Here is a 22,908-nt window from a genome sequence, read left to right as displayed (position 1 = left end):
ACATGATAAAAGGATTTGGAGTAAATATCGATACAGGAAGAGTAAATGGTTCTTTAAAACGTTTTCGTGAAGAACTCAATTTCTTCAAAGGGATAGGTTTTGATTACATTGAATTGCCTCCTGCAGGTCTTGATGTCATATATCACCGAAAACTCAGAGTGCAGCAGGCAGAACGCATCAAGAATATTCTATCTGAATTTCCTTTTGGTCTTACCGTGCACTGTCCTGACCCTGTCAACCTGAAACAGGAAGGTGCTAATTACGAAAGAGGATTTGAAGTCCTCAGAACTACTATTGAATTTGCTGCACACATTGGCGCGGAAGTGGTGGTATATCATCTTGGCAGTTTTGGGCACAACCAAGCTTTAAATCTTCAAGAGCAATATTTAAAGGAAATAAATGCTTTGAGGGAACTTGGAGAACTCGCGGGAAAAGCGGGAATAAAGATAGCCGTCGAAAATACCTTACAACCGGTGTCTGAGGTTATAAAAGTTTTGGATGAAGTGAAACACGAATCAGTTTCTCTGTTGATGGACATTGGTCACCTTTACCTCTACTGCAAACGTACCGGTAAAAACTTCCTCGAGGAGGTTGACATTGGGCTCGCCCGCGCAGTTGAACTCCATGTTCATGACAATTTTGGAGAAGGAGAATTCGGATATTCGAGCGAGATAATTACAAGGGAACCTTTTCGTTTCACTTACGGAATCGGGGATTTGCACCTTCCCCTCGGCCAGGGAAGTATCCCTTATCCGGAGATATTCAAGCTGATAAAGGCGAAGGGATTTTCCGGTATCGTGACACTGGAAATCAATAGCAAAGATCGTTTCGAAGAGGACTACCTTGAATCTTTCAAAATCATGCGCGGTATCTATCACGAGGAGGAAGTGAAGTGAAAATAACGTTTATTGGCCATGTCTCAAAAGATATCAATATCGTGATAGAGGATAAAAAGGTCATTCCCGGCGGAGGAGTCTTTTTCGGGAGCATGGCTGTTGTACATCTGGGTGAGAAAGCAGAGGTTTTCACTAAATGTGCGCTGGATGATGTAGAAGTATTTACCATAATGAAAGAAGAAGGTGTAGAAACTCATTTTCTCCCCAGCCCCACCACGACGAGCATTGAAAATTACTACCCAACCCCGAACCCCGACGACAGAACGAGCCGGATTTTATCACTCGCAGAACCCTTTAATAAGACAGATCTGCCTGCTGAAAGCAGGGAAATCATTCACGTAAATCCGCTCTGGTACGGAGAATTTCCGGAAGAACTATTGCCTCTGGTGCGTCAGCGCACCGGTTTTTTGATCGGAGATGCCCAGGGATTTCTCAGAAACATTGAAGACGGGAAGATGATTTACAGAAACTGGAAAAATAAAGAAAAATATCTGGAGCTCTTCGATCTCTTCAAAGTGGATATTAAGGAAGCTAAGATTTTGACCGGAGTAGATGAGCTAAAAGAATCTGTTCAGAAGATCTATCGAATGGGGCCTAAGATGGTTATAGGAACGCAGTCTGAAAGTGTAATCGTGTTTGACGGGAAAAATCTATATGAAGCTCCTTTTGGTGATTGGAAGCTTGAAGGCCGGACAGGGAGGGGAGATACCTGTACCGCGGCTTTTGTTGTGGGGTATGGAAGATTCGGAATGCCCCAGGCTGTAAAATTTGCAGCTGAAGTAACCACTGAAAAAATGCAATATCCCGGCCCTTTCAAAGATAGAGGGACTTTATAGTATATATTCTTCCCGACAAACGGGGAATTTTTCAAGGAGGTGTTGGGTGTGAGAAAGGTAACGTTGTTACTTCTTGGGGTTCTCATCATTGCAACTATGGTTATTTCAGCTCCGGTCCTTCACATGTATACCGCCCTGGATGTTAATGAAGCAAAGATTTACATCGAAGCGTTTGAAAAAGCGACGGGCATCAAGGTAGATTGGGTCAGGATGTCTTCGGGTGAAGTAGTAGCGAGACTTACAGCCGAAAGAAATAACCCGAGAGCCAGTATATGGTTCGGTGGACCCGCAGTAGATTTCATAGCCGCGAAGAAAAGGGGTTTGCTCGAACCTTATAAGTCACCAAACGCATGGAGTCTTGATCTCACTTTCAAAGACTACGATGGATACTGGACAGGTTTCTATCTGGGTGTCATCGGGTTTGCGAGTAACACAGAGCAGTTAAAAGAACTCGGCGTGGAAGCGCCTACTTCATGGCAAGACCTTCTGAAGCCGGAATTCAAGGGAAGAATTTCCGTAGCATATCCTTACACATCTGGTACTTCCTACACCATTCTAGCCGGTCTTATTGCCCTCATGGGTGAAGATGAAGCCTTTGACTACTACAAAAAGCTTGACAAACAGATCCACCATTACAACAAGTCCGGTTCCGCGTGTGTCACACAGGTTGGTCTTGGTGAAGTTACTGTGGGTATTTCCTTCGCTCATGATATTGTGAAGAAAGGTGTTTCAAAGGGCTATCCGGTTAAACTGACAATCCCGAAAGAAGGAACATCATATGAAATAGGGGCTATGGCTGTAGTTAAAGGTGGTCCAGAACCCGAACTTGCCCACAAATTTATCGACTGGATGCTCACAGCAGAAGCTCAAAGTCTCATGAAGAACTGGTTCAGGGTTCCATTGAACCCGGACGCCGAAGTGGTTGAAGGTGCTGTAAGAATTACCGATGTTAACGTGATTCCACTAGATTTTGTGTACTTTGGAAATGCAAAAGACAGAATAATTGAAAGATGGAAAAATGAAATTCAATACGGTGATTGATCACACTTGAACGGATGGGGGGGTACTTCTCCCCCCTCTGTTTTATGGAGGGATTAGATGTACTTCACGAAGCAGTTAAAAAGAATTTTTAACGAACCCACGTTATTTATTACCCTGCTTGCAATCTGGCTCCTTCTTGGAGTATTTGTCATATATCCCATAGTTATGGTCGCTATGACCAGTTTGAAAGATTACGATGGCAACTTCTCGCTAAACACCTATAAAATGCTCTTTACCAAAGTGTATTTCAGAAGGCCTTTGTTCAACAGTCTGAAGCTCGGTGCTACAGTAGCGAGTATCAGTGCCATCATAGGCTACATTTTTGCCTTTGCGGTAACACGTATAAATGTTCCGGGAAAGAGGATATTTACCACTGTCGCAACTTTTCCGATCGTTTCACCGCCTTTTGTGATAGCACTTGCCGCAATATTGCTTTTTGGAAGGAATGGAATCATAACACACGATATATTAAAGGATAGCCTAAAGATCGATATATACGGTTTTGGAGGACTGAGCCTTGTTGAAACACTGGCATACTTCCCCACAGCTTTTTTGAGCCTTGAGGGAATATTGAGATCCATAAACCCGGCTCTTGAAGAGGCATCCCTCAGTATGGGATACAGCAAATGGAGAACTTTCTGGAAAGTGACCTTTCCTCTCTCCATGCCCGGAATCTTCTCCGCCTGGCTTCTTGTTTTCGCGCAGTCCATGGCAGATTTTGGAAACCCCATGATCCTTTCCGGTAATTATCAGGTGCTTTCCGTTGCGGCGTACCTTGAAATAACGGGATCTTTCAATCTCTCCACAGGATCGGGGTTAGCTATATTGCTTCTGATCCCTACAATTGTCGCTTTCACACTGCAGAAATACTGGCTTTCGAAAAAATCATACGTTACCATCACCGGAAAACCCTCGACAATGAGCATACTGGAACCAAGTAAAGCTGTGAAAACCCTTTTTACCGTGGTGCTGCTCATTTTCACAGCAGCCATACTGATGTTCTACGGGACAGTCTTCTATGGTTCCTTTACGAAACTGTGGGGTGTCGACCACACACTTTCATTGAAAAACTATAAGTTCGTCTTCGATGTCGGACTTGAATATATAAAAGACACCATAATCCTTGCAGCCGTTGCCACTCCGATTTCTGGAATTCTCGGCATGCTGATCGCCTATTTTGTTTCGCGAAAAGAATTCCCTGGTAAAAGGCTAACAGAAGCTACCTCACTCCTAACTTTCGCTATTCCCGGTACGGTAGTGGGTATTGGATATCTCCTTTCTTTCAACGACAGGCCTTTGATGCTAACGGGAACAGCAGCGATAATCGTATTGATCTTCGTTTTCAGAAACCTCCCGGTGGGGGTACAGAACGGTGTAGCGGCATTAGAGCAAATAGACAGATCAATCGAAGAAGCTTCGCTCGATATGGGAGCAAGCAGTGCTACCACGTTCTGGAAAGTGACATTACCTCTGATAACCCCCGCATTCTTCTCAGGGTTGTTCTTCACGTTCGTTAAAAGCATGACTGCCATAAGCGCCGTAATATTTGTTGTTTCCGGTAGCTGGAATCTCGTCACTGTGGCCATACTTGGATCTGTTGAAAACAGTGATCTGGCTCAAGCGGCCGCATATAGCTATGTTCTAATATTCATCGTGGTTGTTATGATGTTCCTGTTGAGAATGTTAACTTACAGATTTTCTTACGAGCGAAAAATAGCGAGGTGAGATAGATGAAGGCATTCGTTGAGTTGAAAAATATATCGAAACATTTTAAAGACCCCCACGGCCAGGGTATCGTAAAAGCGGTGGACGGTATCTCTTTTCAGGTCAAACAAGGTGAACTCGTGACCCTTCTGGGGCCATCGGGCTGTGGGAAAACAACGACTTTAAGAATAATCGGTGGCTTCGAGATTCAAAACAAAGGCGATGTTTTGATAGATGGGGCCGTAGTGAATAACCTTCCTCCAAACAGACGCCCTACTGCCATGGTCTTTCAAAGCTATGCGCTCTTTCCTCACATGAATGTATTTGAAAATGTAGCGTACGGCTTGAAAATAAGGAACTTCAGCAGAGCTGAGATTCGGAGGAAAGTACTCGATATCCTGGATATCGTGGGTCTTACTGGTCTCGAGAATCGCTATCCCGGGAAATTATCGGGGGGACAGCAACAACGTGTAGCGCTTGCAAGGGCAATCGTGCTCGAGCCTAAATTGTTACTGCTCGATGAGCCCCTTTCTAATCTCGACGCCAAGCTCAGGGAGCAGATGAGAATTGAATTGAAGAAGATTCAGAAGCGGGTGGGAATCACCAGTGTTTATGTGACACATGACCAGTTGGAAGCAATGACGCTTTCCGATAAGGTCGTTGTTATGAATTCGGGGAAAATAGTGCAGGAAGACACGCCGGCCAACATATATCGATTCCCCACAAACAAATTTGTCGCTTCGTTCATCGGTCGTGCGAATTTCATAGAAGCCACATTGGTCGATGTTCAGGCCGATAGCGTTAGAGTAAAGCTCAAAAACGGCAAGGAAATCGGTGTGGTCGTAATACATGACAACTGGAAGATTGGCGAAAAAGTGCTTGTAGTGGCGCGACCTGAAAGTATCACCCTCACTTCAGTGGACAAAGGAGACATAGTAGGAACCATAGAAAACAGTATCTACACGGGTAACATGGTGACATTTGAGGTTGTGAGTGATGGCAGTTCCTTTGAAGTGGATATGGTTAATCCCTATTCCAGTACTCTCCCGGCTCTGGGAGAAAAAATAGGGCTGAAATTCAATCAGAAGTCCATCACGATCGTTAGAAGTGAGGATAACGAAAGTGGCGAGTAATTGGAAGCTGATAGTCAGTGACCTGGATGGAACCATACTAAAAAAGGACTCTACACTTTCAGACAAAGTAATAAACAGTGTTGAAAAGCTCAGAGAATCAGGAATTGACCTCACCATTGCCACCGGTAGGATTCTGGAATCCGCATTGCCTTACATCACGAGGCTAAAAATCACAAAACCCGTGATTCTGTACAACGGCGCAAAGATATACGATCCCCTGAAAAAAGAATATGTATATCAAGCGTTTTTCAAAGAGAATGAAAAGCACCAGCTATTTACTGTTCTTCAGAGAGAAGGCCTTCACGCCGTCCTCTTCACAGAGAACGGTGCCTATGTTTTTAATCTCTCTCCGCTAATAGACAGCTTTCGTACTCATGATGGTATAGAGCTGAAATCCTCTCCTCTTTCTGAACTGCAGCGTACTGAGCTCATCAAAGTCATGATAATCGATGAACCAGTGATTATAGACAAAATACAGGAAAAACTGGGACCGGAACTCGGAGAATTCTGCTCCGTTCTGAGGTCTGAGAAAGAGTTCCTTGAACTGCTGCCCGGGGGTGTCAACAAAGGAACAGCGCTGGAACGTCTGTGCGAACTGCTTGAGATCAGCTTGGATGATACTATTGCTATGGGAGATAACCCCAATGACTTTGAAATGTTAAAACGCGCCCGACTGGGAATTGCAGCTGGCGAGAGTCATTCAGCGTTGAACGAAGTCGCAGATATCGTTATAGCGGAAGACCCCGAAGATGTGCTAGAGAAACTAGCAAAATTGCTCCTCAAAGAAGGGTGAAAGCATTATGGGATTGAATCTGGATTTTCCTGTTCTAAGTTCTTCAAACTTAAAGCCCATCGGTTCGGTTGAACTTCCCTTTAAGACATATCACGTGCAGGGTCTCGCCGTAACGGACAAAGCTTTCTTCCTCAGTTCTGTAGATAAAGTGAAAAAGAGAGGGCTTCTCTGGAAGATCGATAGGTCAACCCTTGAAATAATAAAGGGAATTGACCTTACCCGGGAAATCAGCCCCGGCGAGTTTACTATTCACGTCGGAGGGATATTCCATGATGGTAGATACCTGTGGGCTCCGGCAGCTAGTTACGAGCGTAAATCAAGCACTTTTATCTTCAAAATCGATCCAGAAGTAATGGAAATCAGCGAAACGATGGTCTTCAATGACCATATCAGTGCAGTTGCCTTCAATGGAAAAGATAGACTCTATTTGACCAACTGGGACGCATTATACATATACATCACTGATCTTCAGGGAAATGTGTTGAAGAAGATATTGAATCCAGGGATAAGCCAGAAAATGGGATATGTCTGTGCATATCAGGACATTCATTATGACCATGAAAGTGGCCTATTACTGTGTAACGGTGAGACGAGGAAACCCCGCAAAATCCCGGAGGGACGTCTGTTTGGATATCCCTACTTTTACAAATACGAGGATAGCTTTGGTATGGTGGATTGGCTGGATCCAGAAACAGGAAAGGTAGTCAAAAGGATAGAAACGGGTTTCACGAATTGCAAAGCCAATAGAGTCTCCCTGTCCTGCGAGGGTTTTTCGTATTACAAGAATAAACTGTATTTTGCACCGGAAGATAATGCCACTACCATATACATGTTTAAAATTACACCTCCAACAAAGCCATATATCCCTTAACAAAAGCGTGAAGAGCCGAGAGGGAGGAGGCAAAAAAGTGAAAAGCATAGAAAAAAACCTTCTCAGCAAACTCAAAAACCACAAAATGAGCGTACGGAAAAATAAACTAGTCGATGTGTTCAAAGCAAGGTATTACATAAGCCCAGAAGATCTTTACGTGAAGAATTACATAAGAACGAAGCCAGTGGCAGTTTTTAATCCCGGCGCAGTGATAAAAGCCGAAAAACTTTTCATATTTCCAAGATTGATATTCGATTACTACAAATACACGTCGAGTGTAGGGGTGTTCTCCCTTGACATTGAGAAAATCGTAAAAGGCGGAATAGATAGGCCGGTAGAAACAGAAATAATCTTATGGCCAAAAGAATTGTGGGAGTTTCTCGGATGTGAAGATGCAAGGGTATCTTTGCACGGAGATAATCTGTACATGCTTTACACGGGGAAGGGGTATTACTATGGCGAAGGTGATGAGCTCGTCAGAAGAGATGTGCTCGGCTTTGCAGAGTTTAATGAAACATACGAGCTCAAAAGAAAGGGATATTTCAGGATAAGCGACGGTAAGGAGGAATTCCTCCCAGTAACCACTAAAGACAGCGCGTTCATTGAAGTCGAGAATAACAGTGCGACAATGCTTGTCAGATTAGAAATCAGTGATACACTGGTGTGTTGGCGCGCCAGCGCAGACCTGGAAAGCTTGACGCTGAATGCAGAGAGCATTGAGCCCGTATTGCTACCGGAAAACTGGGAGCACAAAGTCGGCTGGTCGACGAATGCTGTAAAGCTATCCGATGACGAATACCTGATCGGTTGGCACGCGGTGTTAAAAGAGGACCTATCATATAAAAATGGCCTTGCACTCGTGGACAGAGATGGCAGGCTTAAAGCGATAAGCGATTACCTGCTCGCTCCCAGGGGACTAAACGAAGAATATGGAGACAGAGCCATGGTGATTTTTGGTGATGGGCTGATTCTGTATGACGATAAACTCCTGTGGGTCGGTGGAGTAAGCGATTATTGTATCGGAATATTCGTCGCAAAGCTGGAAGATGTTCTGAAAGAATTGAAACCTTGCAATGAGAAGGGAATAATATGAAAAAGGTGAGTATCAGCATTATAGGTGCCGGGAATCGAGGATATGAAGCGTACGGCAAGCTTCTATTGAACAGGGAAGACGTGAAGGTAGTCGCCGTTGCTGAACCCGACCGAATCAAAAGAGAACGCTTCTCTAAAGAACACAACGTACCAAAAGAAAACCAGTTCGCCAGTTGGGAAGAACTACTTTCGAGAGAACAGCTCAGTGATGGACTTATAATCGCCACGCCTGACAGGCTGCATGTGGAGCCCGCTATAAAGGCAGCAAAATTTGGTTACACGATCCTTCTTGAAAAGCCCATCGCTCAAAACCCGGAGGAAATCCTCAAGATGCTGGATATTCCCGAAGTCAAGGAACGTGTGACCATCGCCCATGTGCTCAGGTATACTCCCTTTTTCAAAACACTTAAAGGGCTATTAGACAACGGTGAAATAGGTACGATTATAGGGATAGAGCACATAGAAAGGATAGGGTTCTTTCACTTTGCCCACAGCTACGTGCGGGGAAACTGGAGGAAGAAATCAGAATCGGGGCCTTCCATACTTACTAAAAGCTGTCACGACGCGGACATACTCCACTGGCTCGTTGGCGAAAGATGCGAAAAAGTCATTTCGCTTGGGGAACTATATCACTTCAGTAGTGAAAACAAGCCCGCTGAAGCTGCCGAGAGATGTCTTGACTGCTCCTTGAAGGATAGCTGTCCCTATTCGGCCACACGCATATACCTGACAGGTTACACTGGATGGCCCGTTTCAGTTATTACCACAGACCTTTCGTACGAGGGCAGGTTGAAAGCCCTGAGAGAAGGACCTTACGGCAGGTGTGTATATTCCTCGGATAACGATGTGGTGGATCACCAGGCAACATTCTTTTATTTCAGAAACGGTGTCGTTGCTAATTTCACCATGACCGCTTTCAGTCACGACATCACCCGGCAGATTCGGATACACTGCTCCCATGGAGAAATTTATGGAGACCTGGATGGGGGATTCATCGAATTGAACATCTTCGGGAAAGAGAGAAAGGAAGTACCAATAGAAGGGGTAAAAGGAGGGCATAGTGGAGGAGATGAAGGGCTGGTAGAAGAATTCGTAGCCCTTCTAAAAGGAGAGAAAAAAAGGCTGTCAACGGCCTTCGAAGACTCCGTCCACAGCCATATGATGGCTTTCGCTGCTGAAAAATCCAGAGAACAAAGTGGGATTGTTGTACCTGTGACGGATTTTCTGGTTTAGTTCCGATCTGGCAATCATTCACAGCTGTTTTTAAGCGTAACCGCATTGAGTACCTTGAAATCCTTTGGATAGGTAGTTTTGAATGGTTCAGGTTTCCGACATTCTTCCGTTAATTCTTCAAGTTTATCCTGTATTTTGACCATCGCTAGAGTGTCGAGTTTACAATATTCAAGAAGATTTATTTTCATTCTTTCTTCTTGTTCAGAATCATAATACCCCATTGCTATATTGGCAAAAATGTAGGAAGCGTCATCCCCGTTACTCACAGGCATATTTTCATAACCCAGCTCAGGAACAAGTGCCGGGAGAACTTTTTTAACAGAAAAACTGCCTTTGAATTCTGGATAATAAAGGTTTTCGCTGACTATTACTTCCAGATCTATAATTCTGTTCAAAAGCCCTTTCAGTGACTGGTTTAGTTCGGGGTGTTCCGCAAATTTTTCACTCAATCTTTTTATGATGTTCTTTTCGAAAGAAGCATGGTAAACGATGATGGATTTGCAGTCCTTTGTTGCTTCAACAAGGCGATGTGCAAGTTCCAAGGAACAGTCCCTTGATGGTTCTTCGAATATGTATTCAATATGGCGCAATGTGCCTCCTCGATGGGATCTGATGTGGAGAGAAAACTGTGTAGGAATCTTTTCATATGGTGCGATACCTTCATACAGCGGGAGCGCGGTGGCCATTGTTTCAAAATCAAGATAGCCCGCTGGATATTCTATCTCGGAAAGCCCTCTTTTTAGGGCGCTATAATTAATAACTGGGGCATTTTGTTTTATAGCAGCAATCATCCGTTTTTGCTTTTCGTTGAACCCCAGCATCGTTGAATCATCTATATCTTCTACCTCAAATATCCCCCTTTCCCGGAGCTCATCGTATTTTTTTCTGTTGAGTCGGTGAATGACGAAGAGGGTATCCCACTTTTCCAGGAAGCATTCCTGTAAGAACTTGCAGCCTTTGCATTCCCAGGACATGTCAAACTTTGGCCTGTTAGATGATATGAGAATGTTGATTAACCGCGTTTTGCTTTCATTTAGTTCTTTAACAGTCTCAAGCACCCAATCGGTGAGGTCGAGCGGCTTCAAGAGCAGGCTGTCGTACATTCCTTTTCTGTATTCAGGAGAAACAAGCAAAAGTGTTGTACTGCGTACATTCCATCCGTGGTTCATAATTACCATAGCTGTGTATGCTAAATCGCGGATATATCTTTTTGAATTTCTGTTCTTGATAAATTTGTCCTTTTCTTCGAACTTCTTCGATTTCACTTCGAAAAGATCCAGGGATTTATCGCCATGTTTGTGGATTATATCTGCTCTGGTTGCCAGTTCATCGTCTCTAAATGCCGCTTCAAAAACGACGGGATAGCTGTCGCTTATTAGAATATCCTTCGTTATACTCAGCGCCTCTGAAAAGTTTTCCCCTTTAACCTCTACACCCATAGGAAAAAGGGACTGCGCCTTTCTGCCAATGAGTTTTCCCTCTCTTATGCGGTACTCGTCGGCAACACTTAATTTTGCTTCTGGTTGATTGAATATATACCAGCCCTTTACTGGACAATTAATCGCCGCAAGAAAGGCGTATTTGTTTACCATCGCTAGCACCTCCCTGAGTTCGAAATAAAAACGTTTGTTTTTAATCCAAATACATGATAACATTCAAACAGAATTAAGACGTACCCTTATCTATGAGCTAAACCCTGAAATTCATGACACTACGAGTTATTAATAAGGAGATGATCGTATGTGGTTTGGAAAGGAGAGCAAAGAAGACAAAGACAAAGAGAAAGAGCGTTCAAGCTTCTGGTTCAACCAGAACCCAAAGGAGAAAGACAAAGAAAAAAGTCTGTATAAAAAACTCTTCATATTCGATAAATTCTTCAAGGGTAAGAAATGATAGCAAATCCAGTAAGGATTGCTATTTTATCTAGCCATCCCGTTATGGTTGAATTCGATAATCGTACCGGTACTTCAATGCATTCTCACTTTTTCCTTCAGTTGACTACCTCACTGTATAAAAATAGGACTTCCTGAGAAACCCCATCTTTTAATCGAAATCATCGGCATCCCTTCCCAGATTCCTGACTTTTAAGAGGTATTCCGAAACCCTCTCATCGAGCTGGTGAGGATATGTGTAACCAAGACCCTCTCCCACCTCAATCGCGAGTCTTCTGAAAAGTTTTGTTGTCTTAAAAAGCGTTTCCCAGTTGTCTTCTATGCGGGAGCCTGTGAAAGTCTTTTCAAGCTCAGACCATGTTCTACGATCCAGGTATCTCTTGAACCATCTCCCGTATTTTCCAGGATTAACCGCCCAGTCGTTTTTCAGACCGATATACCACTCGACCATCTTCTGAAGGCTACTGAACCGTATCGAACAATCCAGCATATATTTCGCGAAGAAGAGCTCGTCGCGCCAGAGACTCTTTGCGACATAGGTCACATCCCACCAGAACTCCTGGATCTGCCCAAGGTACTCCTCTTTTGTGGGTTTGCTTATCGCATAAGCGCTATGAGTTGGAGGTTTTAGACCTTTTGTAAGGCCGTCCTTATCTAACAAGACTCTGTAACCAAGATCGAGAAAATCGGGCAATTCAGGCCTTTTCAGGATCTGCTCGAGTAATTCCACCGGCCAGATGCTGAAGTCTATCTTCACACCGTCATGATAAAGTACGAGTCTTGTATAATGCTTAATACCATCACTGATGAACTCGTCCTTGAAGGAGGTCAGGATGGAACCGAAGAGTTCGAGCCAACGGTCGTCTTTAGCAAAAACCTCGGTGTCTGTAACAACGAGAACAGGATCATAATCCGAAAACAGATCCACAGGTGCTTTCGGATTTGTACGTGAGCTGGTAAGGATCACCGCGCGTATCAGCTCGTGTTTTCCGGCCCACTGGATCAATTGCTCCAATACTTCACTCTCTTTTCTCATACCCATTCCTCCGCTGTATGTGGTTGTTTCCATACTAACATATGGAAAACGCTGCCTAAAACACTGGTATAATGGTAAAGATGAGAACATACAGCTGGATCAAGAAGCCCGTCAGGGCAACATTTATCGAAAGATCGAATCGCTTTACCGCCATTGTCGAACTCAAAGGCGAAAAAGAGAAAGTTTACCTTCCAGACCCCGGGAGACTTGAAGAGCTTCTCGTTCCGGGAGTGGAAGTAATTCTCGAAAAAAGGCGAAACAACGGCAGAACGAAATATGACCTGCTGCTGGTGGAGACACAGGCTTATCCCACAGGAGACCCCCTTCTGGTCAGCGTTGATTCAAGGCTTCCCAATTTGCTCTTTCATTGGCTCGTGCATAAGGGGATGCTGAGTTACTTCGGAAGAATCCAATTCATAAAAGCGGAACCGCCCGTGCAAAATGGACGGCTCGACTACTATGTGGAAAGCGATAGTGGCAAACATTACATCGAATTAAAATCGGTGAATCTTATCGATGCTGAAGGAACGGCAAGATTCCCTGACGCCCCCACCAAAAGAGGCACAAAGCACATAAGAGAACTGATAAACCTGAAAAAGAGGGAATATCACAGCTGGATATTCTTTATGGTGGTGAGGAAAGATGCACTGAAATTCAGTCCCTTCTTCGAGATGGACCCCGAGCTATCGGAAACCCTGAAGGAAGCTTCGAAAAAAGGCGTTCAAATCAAAGCACTTCAATTCAGCCCCGGAATTGAAGTGGAATTCTGTGGAGAACTGAGAGTAGAACTCAAGAAAAGCACCTTTCCTGGCTTTTGGCCATAATAAATAGGGCCATCAATTCATTTCTGCGCTTATAGAAAGAATTCAATTATTGCACATCCAATGGTACAGTGAGATCAGAAACTTCCGCGCCGGTGATGTCTTGAAGCTTTTCGAAAGTAATCTTGACTGCGGAGCCAGAGCAGAGGTACCCATAGCCGGGTAAAAAATATCATATTCCTTAAGAGCTATATCTATTATCATCATGCCTTCTAATCCAAAGGAACATACTCTATCTGGAAGAAACCCGGTGAATTATTCAGCTTGCTCCGCGGTGGTAAGCCTGTTTTTTCACCCACCACCTTTTTTAATTTGGATGGGGACACCTTTCTATCCTCGGGGCATACCATCAGATAAGAGGTTCCACTTTTTCCTACAAAGAGAATCGACTTGGCGATCTGTCCCACTTTCACACCAAGCATCCCCGCCGCGGGTTTCGATGTGGGTGTAGTGCCTTCTGGAAACTCATAATATTCAAGAGATTCCCTTTCCAATATTCTATTTACATTTTCAGGAAGCATTTTTGTGCTCCCTTTTCTTATTCTATGTTCAACTCCTTCAATTTTCGCCAAAGATAGGTTCGGCTAACCCCGAGCAATTTTGCTATTTCACTTTTTGTGAAGATCCCTTTCTTAATCAAAATATGGATTAGCTGGTTTTCTATTTCTTTTAAGATGGGTTCATTGTGGTTGGCTACTAATCCATCGTTTTCTGAAAGGATTTCAAACTCGCGAAAGGCTTCTGAATACGATTCTGTACCAAGCAAAATCGTAATTCTTTCAACAAAATTCTGCAGTTCTCTAACATTTCCGGGCCAGGAATAATTCATAAGTGTTTGTATTTTTTCTTTGTCAAATTTAGGAGTCTCAACAGAGTATTTTTCCCCAAAAATCCTTATAAAATACTCCAATAATTCTGGAATGTCCTCTCGCCTTTCTCTTAAAGGGGGGATTTGTAATGGCAAGACACTAAGCCTCGAATATAGATCAAGTCTCAGTTTGTTGTTTCTGATCAGGATCTCGGGATCTATATTTGTAGCGGATATGATTCTTGTGTCTACCGGAACCAGAGAGCTCCCACCAACTTTGAGAATTTCTTTTTCTTCAATCGCTCTAAGTAGTTTTCCCTGAAGTTCATAGGGAATCTGGTCAATTTCATCAAGAAACAACGTTCCCTTATGAGCGAGTTCAAAAAGACCCATTTTACCTTTCTTAGCTCCAGTAAAAGCTCCCTCTACATAACCAAAAAGCTCACTTTCAAGAAGATCCTTAGGAAGAGATGCACAATTTATTGCCACAAAAGGATTCCCTTTTCTGGGACTTTCATTGTGTATACTTTGAGCAAAAAGTTCCTTTCCAGACCCGCTTTCTCCAAACAACAAAATATTAGCATCGCTTTTTGCAAAGCTTTTTGCTTTGATTATTACTCTTCTTAGTTTTTCCGATTTACCTACAATATCTTCAAATGTATGCTTGGCGACGAATCCTTTGGCTCTTAGAGTTTTTCGAATATAACGTTCGGCCTCTTCAAGTTCTGCGGCTTTTCTTATTGTGATTATCTTTCTATCTTCGTCTATGGTTTTCAAATCCACGTAATATTTCTCATTTCCTTGAGAAAATACTTCTTCGTAGCTTTTCCTGTCTCTAACTCTTTCTAAAAAGCTTTCCTTCAAATTACCCAGGTATCTATTAGCTGTTTCATTCGATATTACGTTGGCTTCTGGGCTTATGTAGATCATTCCAAAGTCTACACTGTTCACGATATTAAGTATTTCCTCTCTTTTCCTTTTTTCAAAATTGACATATTCCTGTATTTGAAGAGCATTGTTTATTGCTTCCATAATAGCTTCTTCTCCAGATTCAATCAGATAAGATTCAAGACCGTTTTTGGTGGCTATTTCATAATTTACCGTATCTGCAATGACAACATATTCTTTCAACTCTTCAGGTAAGGATTCGATACCGTATAAGTTTAATTGCTTAATTTGTGCACCAATCAAAGCTTCAAGGGTTTTGAGAGTACCAGCATCCTCAAAAATCTTGTCAAACCCTGCAAAAAGTATTTTTCTTTTGAATCGTAAGGCGACATTTACCAGTTTAAGAATGTCGGCTAGGTGCACTTTGATATAAACGACTGGAATATTGGTATTTTCTTTTAAAAGATCTGCTGTTCCTCCGCGGCTGATAATAACGTCAATGTCACTTGAATGGTCAACGATCTCCAGGGCCTGGTAAAGATCACCAATATGAACTTCAATGTTTCTGAGATTTTTCTCTTCAACCAGTTTCCTTGTTAATTGTTCAAGATATTCATTGGGTAATATTGCAGCGATCTTGCCCATACAATCACTCCTGTTTCAAATTGAAATCTTTGTTTCCAAATTGAACGTTGAAACAAATGCTATGAATCAATTATATATGATTCATGCGCATTTCAGAAAACACAAAAGACTGGCATTTTTTTGCTTGGTAAATTCATCATTTTGTAGGAGGGTCTGTTTTGTTAGTTCTTGCGGATGATCTTACAGGGGCGTTAGATACGTCAGTAAAATTCAAGACCTCTTTAAACCAGGCCTTGGTATTGAATTCGCTTGAGGATTTGAAAGCGTTTGTTGGCAATGATTTGTCAATGAATATTATTTCTTTAAACACAAATTCCAGAAATCTGGACCAACAAAGTGCATATGAGCTAATGATCAAGTACATAAGTAGTTTGAAAGATTTAATTGGTCACACATCTGATTTTTCAAAGATTCAAGTGTACAAAAAAATAGATTCTACTCTTAGAGGGAATATCAGTGGAGAAATCGCAGCTTTTCTCGACACGAATTTTGTTGATAAGATCATTTTCTGCTCTGCTAACCCGGAGCAAAAGAGGGTTGTCGTAGATGGCTTTCTTTATGTTGATGGGAAAATGGTTGAAGAGACTCCCAGTGGGAAAGATCCCTTCAGCTCTGTGAGTAGTTCATCAGTTGTTGAAATAATAAATGCGTATAGAACTCATAAAGTTGCACATATTTCTCTCAGAAGATTTGAGAAATATGACTATGAAGATAGAACGTTGAGAAATGTTATTGCTGAAAACCAGATAATAAGTTTTGATGCTATAACGCAAGCGCATTTGGGGCAAATAATCCGTCTTTATACTGAAATAAGCAAAAGAAACAGAGTTATGCTGTGTGGTTCCGCCGGGCTTGCGGACGCATTATCGAAGGAAAGAGTATTTAACAACAAAAGAATTTTGGTTATTTCGGGTTCTCTTCATCCTGTCTCTATGAGTCAGATGGATTTTCTGATTAATAAAGATTCTTCGATCAGGCACCTTGAATATAATCCCGAACATTCTGTTTCAGAAAATATCGAGAAAGTTATTGATTGTCTTCGTGATAGCAGAAAGTGTTCTTTCAGAACTTTTTCTGTTTTCAGCCGTGAGCGCAAGAATGTGATGAATAACTTCTGGATTAATCTAGGTAAAAGGTTGTCAAGCATTGAAAATCTTATATTGGTAATCAATGGGGGGGAAACAGCTTCGTTGATATTGGAGGGAATGGAGCAAAGTGTTTTGAATATAGATAAAGAGATTATCGAGGGAAGTGTTATGTCTTGGACAGAGAAAGGGAACATCATCATAACAAAATCAGGAGGGTTCGGGACCTCAGAAACGTTACATGAAATTATCCGGTTAATTGGAGGCGAAAGTTTTGATAGCGATAACAATGGGTGACCCTGCAGGTATAGGACCTGAAATAGTGCTCAAATTTATTAAATGCGGTATTGGAGGATACATCATTGTTGGGTCACTGGAAGTTCTCGCGTATTACAATGAAAAGCTAAAAGTTCTGGACAATATTTCCGATAATCTTACAGTATGTAAGACTGAAGAAGAACTTAGAGAGAAACTTAAATCCGGGGAATCCAGAATTCTTTTGGATCTGGGACCAGTTGAAAATTTGCAGCCAGGAAAGGATATAAAAGAGTCTGGAGAAGCGGCTTTTAGCTATGTCTGTAAAGCTGTAGAATTAACTGAATCTGGCTTCACAAATGCGATTACAACAGCTCCAATAAGCAAAAAAGCGCTAAACATGGCCGGCCATCATTACAATGGTCATACAGAACTTTTGGCTGATTTGACAGGCACAAAACGTGCATACATGATGCTTTATTCGGATAAATTAATAGTAACTCATGTAACTACTCATATTGCCCTTGCCGAGGTTTCGAAGAGGGTTACCAAAGAAGAAATCAAAGAAGCTTTCTTATTAACTCTGGCTTTCTTAAAAAAGCTTAAATCGGAACCTAAAATAGCAATTGCCTGCATCGATCCACATTGCGGTGAAGAAGGAGTAATTGGTACCTGTGACAAAAATAAAACCTTTGAAGCTTCAAGAGAATTGAGAAATGCCGGATATGAAGCACTGGGGCCCTTTCCTTCAGACACAGTGTTTCTCAGATGTTTGAGAAAGGAATTCGATGCGGTGATAGCAATGTATCATGATCAAGGTCATATTCCTTTGAAGCTAGTGGGGTTTGATGAAGGAATTAATGTAACTCTTGGCCTACCAATTCTACGGACTTCAGTAGACCATGGAACTGCTTACGATATTGTTGAGAAGGGGGTGGCAAAAGAGAAAAATCTTCTAGAAGCTTTTAAACTGGCAAAAAAATTGACTTCTTAAAGAGGAGGGTGTTAGCATGAAACGTTTCATTGTATTGTTTGTGGTGGTTGTATTGGTTGCGAGTCTCTTAGGTGCCAAGACTATGAGATTGGTTTTTGCTTCGGCTTATGCAAAAGAAGACCATCAAACGCAGAGCTTAATCAAGTTTGCAGAATTGGTTAAAGAAAAGACAAATGGTGAAATAGTGATTGATGTTATGTACGGTGGAGTTCTTGGCGGAGAAAGAGATGTTGCAGAGGGGATACAACTCGGTACAGTAGATGGAGCAATTTTAGGGGGCATTCTACAGAATTTTGATCCTGCAATGGCAATTTTAGAGTTCCCGTTTCTGTTTAAAAATGAGGCTCATATCAAATATGTTATGAATGGGCCAATAGGGCAGGTAATAAACGAAAGGCTTCAAGAAAAAATTGGTATGAGATTTCTATCAATAATAATGAGAACATCAAGAGAATTGACAACAAACAAGCCAATAAATTCATTGGCTGATTTGAAAGGGTTGAAAATAAGGGTTCCTGAAATGAAGGCCCATTTAGAAACCTGGAAAGCCCTCGGTGCGAATCCCACACCGCTTGCTTTTCCTGAAGTTTATACTGCCTTACAGCTCGGTACGGTTGATGGACAAGAAAATCCGCTTCCAGTAATTTATGCGAACAAATTTTATGAAGTATGTGACTACTTAGCTTTCACTGATCATCTTCCAGGTTTTATGATGATAATCATAAACAACAAACTCTACGAGAGTCTCTCCTATGAAAAAAGGATAGCTCTTCTGGAAGCCGCTAAAGAGGCAAGTGAATACAACGATAAAATCCTTGCTGAATCTATCGAATCAATTAAGAATGAACTGGCGAAGCATATGACATTCACTTACCCCAACAAGGATGAATTCAGAGAAGCAGCAAAAGATGTTTATAAGAAATTTTCAAACGTTCCCGGGTTCACAGAACTATACCTTGCGATAAAAGCTGCTGGTGAAAAATTCTGATCTCAGTTTAAAGTGATTCAGGGCTTTTGGGGAGGGAGTATGTTGGATGTTGTGAGACAGGTATTTTCAATTATAGAAAAAGTCATAATAGCTTTGCTTGTTGTCGCTCTAACTCTTATGGTTGTATTTATATTTTCACAAGTATTTGCAAGATTCGTGCTAAATAAACCGCTCAGCTGGACCGAAGAGCTTTCTAGGCATTTAATGATATGGATGGTCTTTTTAGCAACAGCGGTTGGGTATAGGCATGGTGCACATTTGTTTATTGATTTGCTTCCAAGCAAATTATCCAAAAAAGGGAAAATGGTATTATTGATTATTTTTGACTCAATAATCATATACTTTCTTACTATCATGTTTGTATATGGACTCGAATTGGTTGAAAAAACAAGCTTTCAATACTCTGCTGCTCTTCAATACAAAATGTCATATGTTTATATGTCTTTGCCTGCTGGAGCAATATTTATGTTCATATTTTCCATTGAAAAAATACTTGAGCATCTCGGACTTTTAAAAGAGAGAGGGGGTCAAGAAAAATGATGCTCACTTTGTATTTGGTAATTCTTTTTGGGCTGGCTTTTATTGGTCTACCAGTGGCTTTTTCTCTTGGGTTTTCGACATTATTGTACGTCCAAATAGGCACACGGCTCCCTCTCACAATAGTTTTTCAGCGAATGCTTGCCGGGATTGATAGCTTCCCATTTATGGCCATTCCCTTTTTCATGCTCGCTGGAATGTTGATGAATGAAGGTGGTTTGAACAGGAGAATTCTAGAATTTTCAAGAGCTCTTGTTGGCCATTTTTGGGGTGGCTTATCCGCAGTCTCTATTGTTGGAAGTATGATTTTTGCCGGTATTTCAGGCTCTTCGGTTGCTGATGCGTCTGGGCTGGGTTCGATATTGATTCCAGCTATGAAAGAGGAAGGATATGATCCCGAGTTTGCTGCGTCGATTAATGCCGTCTCATCAACAGTTGGAATCATAATACCACCGAGCATACCAATGATTCTTGCGGGAGTTGCTACCGCACTGTCGATTAGGGATTTATTCCTTGGCGGAGCGATTCCGGGGATTATTGTCGGTCTTGGAATGCTGGTAATCTCAACAATGATATCCAAAAAAAGAAAATACCCCAAGTATCAAAAGGTTACATTCAAAGAGTTGTTAAAAGTATTTATGAAGACTCTTCCAGCGCTAGTTGAAATTCTCATTATACTTGGGGGTATTTTAGGAGGAATTTTTACTCCAACAGAAGCATCAGTAATTGCCGTTGTCTATGCTTTTATCTTAGGCAAATTTGTGTATAGAGAATTAAAGTTGAAGAACCTTTTTGAGGTTTTTAAAAAAGTAGCCATCAGTTCTGCGATTGTGCTATTCATAATTTCCACAGCCTCTGCTGTGACCTGGGTATTGGCTTATTCAAGACTACCACAGATATTGGCAGATACGTTACCTCACCTGTTTCCCACTCCCACAACGATGCTTATCGCTCTTGGTATACTTTTTTTGATTGCAGGAACATTTATCGACGTTTCCCCTGGGGTAATTCTTTTTGGACCTATACTTCTTCCGGCGGTAAAAGTTGTTGGGGTTGATCCGGTTCATTTTACAGTAATAATGGTTTTTGCGCTTGCAATTGGGCTTTTTACTCCTCCTGTGGGAACTACTCTTTTCATCTCATGTTATCTTGCCAAAACTGAGATAATGCCTACAGTTAGAGAATCAATGCTTTTCTTTTTCGAAATGGTCGCAATCCTATTCTTGATAATTTTATTGCCAAAATTGGTAATGTTCTTACCATCATTGGCACGTTAACTCCCTTCCCCAAAAGACAAAAGGGGCAGTATATTTACTGCCCTTTTTGTTTGAAAAAATTTCCACTCTTTATGCCCAAAATTCCCGTTGAACTCCCAAATATCCTGTTTGGAATCGGATATATCTGTATTGTATCAATCTTATTTAACTTTCTTCGCCTGATTTAATGTGAAACGGATGAAATTCATCAACTCATTTAATATTGATAGATGCATACCCTCACGCCAGGTCAGTGCTAGTTCGATTAATGATGTCCATTGACCATTAAATTCTTTCTTTACCCAGGCTGCTGACACTGGTTTTGAAGCAATGGTTCCATGTTTCAATGTATAAAGAATCCGGCACATTGTAAGGACGCCATAAGCTTGATACTCGTCACTTTTTAATCGGGTTGTATCGTGAAGCATAGGCAGCCACCATTCATTCAATATTGCAAGTGTAGCTTGTCTTATATCATCCGGCTTGATAGGATCAATTAAAGTTTGAAGCGGCGGCCCTTCTATTACTATTCCATGTTCTAAAAGAACATGCTTTTCGAGAATCCATTCACTTCCATACTTGACTAAATGAAAATTCCCTTCATTCACATAAGGGCGTGGAGCGTCCGGTGGATTGTATTGCTTAAGAGCATGTTGATGAATATATGACCCTTCCAGTTTTCTTGCCCATTTAGAACCACTATTAGTAATGCAAGCATGCATATCTTTCAATGCCGCAATAGTTTTCCCTGATAACTCATTGGCAGTGACAACGAGAAAATCAATATCGCTACTTTCAGGATTAAAATCACCACTTGCCAATGAGCCATGAACGTACATGCCTATAAATTGTTCTCTTAAAACAGCTTTCACGCTCGATTTTAGTTTGTGCAAGATAGTATTGACGTCTGAATAAGGAGTAATATTATCAGCCTTTTCAAGCATGCAATACGGTCTCCAATCTCATCTGAAATGTTATACGGCATTTGCATTTTCTAAGGGGAGGTATGGGGTCTATCATTTATTGGTGACGGCTGATCTCAGGAGAATATTATTTGCTAACTACGGGACAGAAGAGATCGAATTGTGTGTTTGCGTCTGGGATTTTATTCGGCGAAATGGTTTCTTCCAAACATTGATGTTCACCGAACTGGTAATCACTTTCTTTTACCCATTCTACCAGTTGCATCCATTTTTCACTTATTTCATACAGATAGCTACTGCTAACTGCATAAAGTCCACCTTCGAAGTTCTTTGTTTTTATCTCTCCTCCGGTTTCAAAGCCTTCCGGTACCGTTACCCAGACTTCGTAACCGTACTCAGCTTTATCTGGCGAGGGATTCGGATTATTAAAGCCAAAGAACCTTGTTGTTGGTGAATTCAAAATACCGGTGTTTTTTAGCCAGTCGAACATAACCTTCCAGGCATCTAATTCCGGGCTTTCGCTAATAGCCCTGTAATATGCGACATTGAAAGGTTTTAATTCAATTATCCTGACATCTGATAACTTACTACTCATAGGTTTTTCCTCCCGTTCTTTGAATTCAATTTCATTTTCTGTTAAATGGAAACCTATGTCCTGAACTAATTCTGGAATGCTGAAGCCGTTATGGCCATTGTTGAGAGTGTATTCAAGTATACTTTTGACTGTGTGCCTCAAGTTTTCGAGTAATCTCTGTTCTTCTTCCAGAGATCTGTATCTAGAGGTAAAAATTCTTATCATTTCGTCAGCTGCATTTCCGGTAAATATTGCTTTAATCTCCTTTATGGTAAGTTGTAGATTTCTGAAGAAGATAATCATTTCCAATCTTTTACAGGCTTCCTTATCGTAATATCTATACTTTGAATCCGGATCTCTGAAGCTCTTCAAAAGTCCTACCTCTTCGTAATACCTTAAAGTTCTGTTAGATACACCATACTTAGCGGATACTTCACCGATTCTCAGGTGTCCGTTCATGGGCACCCCCTCCTTTTTCTTATTCCCCAGGAATCATGAAATGATTATATAGGATTACGTTGCGTTAGAGTCAAGTGCACGCCAGAAGAAATAGTGAAGAGCCGTTTATCGTTGTCCGTTTTCCGTTGACTGACCGATAAGAACACGG

At 41.7% G+C, this 22,908-nt stretch carries 22 protein-coding genes; 16 read left to right on the top strand and 6 right to left on the bottom strand.

Annotation, left to right across the window (positions count from 1 at the left end; translation table 11 throughout):
• Nucleotides 1-2: 2 nt before the first annotated feature.
• Genes IX53_RS05815 through IX53_RS05775 form a run of 9 tightly spaced genes read left to right on the top strand, consistent with a single transcriptional unit; the run spans nt 3 to nt 9,599 of the window.
• Nucleotides 3-896, top strand: coding sequence for a sugar phosphate isomerase/epimerase family protein (locus IX53_RS05815; RefSeq protein ID WP_047754546.1), 894 nt, complete (start codon nt 3-5; stop codon nt 894-896).
• Entirely contained in the window at nt 893-1,732 is an 840-nt protein-coding gene (locus IX53_RS05810; protein ID WP_047754545.1) for a PfkB family carbohydrate kinase, read from the top strand. The genes IX53_RS05815 and IX53_RS05810 overlap by 4 nt, the downstream gene beginning before the upstream one ends.
• Nucleotides 1,733-1,780: 48 nt before the next feature.
• Nucleotides 1,781-2,773: an ABC transporter substrate-binding protein gene (locus IX53_RS05805; protein ID WP_047754544.1), complete on the top strand. Its 993-nt coding sequence runs from the start codon at nt 1,781-1,783 to the stop codon at nt 2,771-2,773.
• Nucleotides 2,774-2,830: 57 nt separating this feature from the next.
• A complete protein-coding gene (locus IX53_RS05800; protein WP_047754543.1) occupies nt 2,831-4,498 on the top strand; it encodes an ABC transporter permease in 1,668 nt (555 codons plus the stop codon).
• Between the two features lie 5 nt (nt 4,499-4,503).
• Nucleotides 4,504-5,610 (top strand): ABC transporter ATP-binding protein, encoded by a 1,107-nt coding sequence (locus IX53_RS05795; RefSeq protein WP_047754542.1) that lies wholly within the window; start codon nt 4,504-4,506, stop codon nt 5,608-5,610.
• Nucleotides 5,600-6,403 (top strand): Cof-type HAD-IIB family hydrolase, encoded by an 804-nt coding sequence (locus IX53_RS05790; RefSeq protein WP_047754541.1) that lies wholly within the window; start codon nt 5,600-5,602, stop codon nt 6,401-6,403. Before IX53_RS05795 ends, IX53_RS05790 begins: the two co-directional genes overlap by 11 nt.
• Nucleotides 6,404-6,410: 7 nt before the next feature.
• Nucleotides 6,411-7,274: a DUF6454 family protein gene (locus tag IX53_RS05785; protein ID WP_047754540.1), complete on the top strand. Its 864-nt coding sequence runs from the start codon at nt 6,411-6,413 to the stop codon at nt 7,272-7,274.
• A 37-nt stretch (nt 7,275-7,311) separates the two neighbouring features.
• Nucleotides 7,312-8,367 carry a glycoside hydrolase family 130 protein gene (locus IX53_RS05780; RefSeq protein ID WP_053001208.1) on the top strand — a complete coding sequence of 352 codons (1,056 nt, stop codon included), beginning with the start codon at nt 7,312-7,314 and terminating at the stop codon, nt 8,365-8,367.
• Nucleotides 8,364-9,599, top strand: coding sequence for a Gfo/Idh/MocA family protein (locus IX53_RS05775; protein ID WP_047754539.1), 1,236 nt, complete (start codon nt 8,364-8,366; stop codon nt 9,597-9,599). The genes IX53_RS05780 and IX53_RS05775 overlap by 4 nt, the downstream gene beginning before the upstream one ends.
• A gap of 14 nt (nt 9,600-9,613) precedes the next feature.
• Here IX53_RS05775 and IX53_RS05770 read toward each other — a convergent pair whose 3' ends face one another.
• Nucleotides 9,614-11,191: a DUF2779 domain-containing protein gene (locus tag IX53_RS05770; RefSeq protein ID WP_053001207.1), complete on the bottom strand. Its 1,578-nt coding sequence runs from the start codon at nt 11,189-11,191 to the stop codon at nt 9,614-9,616.
• Between the two features lie 148 nt (nt 11,192-11,339).
• Here IX53_RS05770 and IX53_RS10905 point away from each other — a divergent pair, with 148 nt between their 5' ends.
• A complete protein-coding gene (locus tag IX53_RS10905; protein ID WP_156173119.1) occupies nt 11,340-11,492 on the top strand; it encodes a hypothetical protein in 153 nt (50 codons plus the stop codon).
• A 150-nt stretch (nt 11,493-11,642) separates the two neighbouring features.
• Here IX53_RS10905 and IX53_RS05765 read toward each other — a convergent pair whose 3' ends face one another.
• Nucleotides 11,643-12,527, bottom strand: coding sequence for an aminoglycoside 6-adenylyltransferase (locus IX53_RS05765; protein ID WP_047754538.1), 885 nt, complete (start codon nt 12,525-12,527; stop codon nt 11,643-11,645).
• Nucleotides 12,528-12,607: 80 nt separating this feature from the next.
• On the opposite strand from IX53_RS05765, the gene sfsA reads away from it, so the two are divergent.
• A complete protein-coding gene (gene sfsA, locus IX53_RS05760) occupies nt 12,608-13,351 on the top strand; it encodes a DNA/RNA nuclease SfsA (RefSeq protein WP_053001206.1) in 744 nt (247 codons plus the stop codon).
• A gap of 209 nt (nt 13,352-13,560) precedes the next feature.
• Here sfsA and IX53_RS05755 read toward each other — a convergent pair whose 3' ends face one another.
• Together IX53_RS05755 and IX53_RS05750 are read right to left on the bottom strand one after the other, a co-directional pair.
• Nucleotides 13,561-13,920, bottom strand: a complete 360-nt coding sequence (locus IX53_RS05755; protein ID WP_245612688.1) for a YbaK/EbsC family protein — start codon at nt 13,918-13,920, stop codon at nt 13,561-13,563.
• Nucleotides 13,887-15,689, bottom strand: a complete 1,803-nt coding sequence (locus IX53_RS05750; protein WP_047754537.1) for a sigma 54-interacting transcriptional regulator — start codon at nt 15,687-15,689, stop codon at nt 13,887-13,889. The genes IX53_RS05755 and IX53_RS05750 overlap by 34 nt, the downstream gene beginning before the upstream one ends.
• A gap of 158 nt (nt 15,690-15,847) precedes the next feature.
• On the opposite strand from IX53_RS05750, the gene IX53_RS05745 reads away from it, so the two are divergent.
• Genes IX53_RS05745 through IX53_RS05725 form a run of 5 tightly spaced genes read left to right on the top strand, consistent with a single transcriptional unit; the run spans nt 15,848 to nt 20,825 of the window.
• Nucleotides 15,848-17,071, top strand: coding sequence for a four-carbon acid sugar kinase family protein (locus IX53_RS05745; RefSeq protein ID WP_047754536.1), 1,224 nt, complete (start codon nt 15,848-15,850; stop codon nt 17,069-17,071).
• Entirely contained in the window at nt 17,049-18,023 is a 975-nt protein-coding gene (gene pdxA / locus IX53_RS05740) for a 4-hydroxythreonine-4-phosphate dehydrogenase PdxA (RefSeq protein ID WP_053001205.1), read from the top strand. Before IX53_RS05745 ends, pdxA begins: the two co-directional genes overlap by 23 nt.
• Nucleotides 18,024-18,039: 16 nt before the next feature.
• On the top strand, nt 18,040-19,011 hold the full coding sequence (locus tag IX53_RS05735; protein WP_047754535.1) for a TRAP transporter substrate-binding protein: 972 nt from the start codon (nt 18,040-18,042) through the stop codon (nt 19,009-19,011).
• 51 nt (nt 19,012-19,062) lie between these two features.
• Complete coding sequence (locus IX53_RS05730) at nt 19,063-19,551, top strand: TRAP transporter small permease (protein WP_245612783.1); 489 nt, start codon at nt 19,063-19,065, stop codon at nt 19,549-19,551.
• Complete coding sequence (locus IX53_RS05725) at nt 19,548-20,825, top strand: TRAP transporter large permease (RefSeq protein WP_053001204.1); 1,278 nt, start codon at nt 19,548-19,550, stop codon at nt 20,823-20,825. The genes IX53_RS05730 and IX53_RS05725 overlap by 4 nt, the downstream gene beginning before the upstream one ends.
• 140 nt (nt 20,826-20,965) lie before the next feature.
• On the opposite strand, the gene IX53_RS05720 is transcribed toward IX53_RS05725, so the two are convergent.
• Together IX53_RS05720 and IX53_RS05715 are read right to left on the bottom strand one after the other, a co-directional pair.
• Nucleotides 20,966-21,748: an aminoglycoside adenylyltransferase domain-containing protein gene (locus tag IX53_RS05720; RefSeq protein ID WP_047754533.1), complete on the bottom strand. Its 783-nt coding sequence runs from the start codon at nt 21,746-21,748 to the stop codon at nt 20,966-20,968.
• Nucleotides 21,749-21,854: 106 nt separating this feature from the next.
• A complete protein-coding gene (locus IX53_RS05715) occupies nt 21,855-22,760 on the bottom strand; it encodes a MerR family transcriptional regulator (RefSeq protein WP_047754532.1) in 906 nt (301 codons plus the stop codon).
• Nucleotides 22,761-22,908 lie beyond the last annotated feature (148 nt).

Origin of the sequence: Kosmotoga pacifica, assembly GCF_001027025.1 — a bacterium.
In the GTDB taxonomy this organism is placed as follows: domain Bacteria; phylum Thermotogota; class Thermotogae; order Petrotogales; family Kosmotogaceae; genus Kosmotoga_B; species Kosmotoga_B pacifica.
Note: the sequence above shows the minus strand (reverse complement) of the source record. Positions and strands in the feature narration are given on the sequence as shown.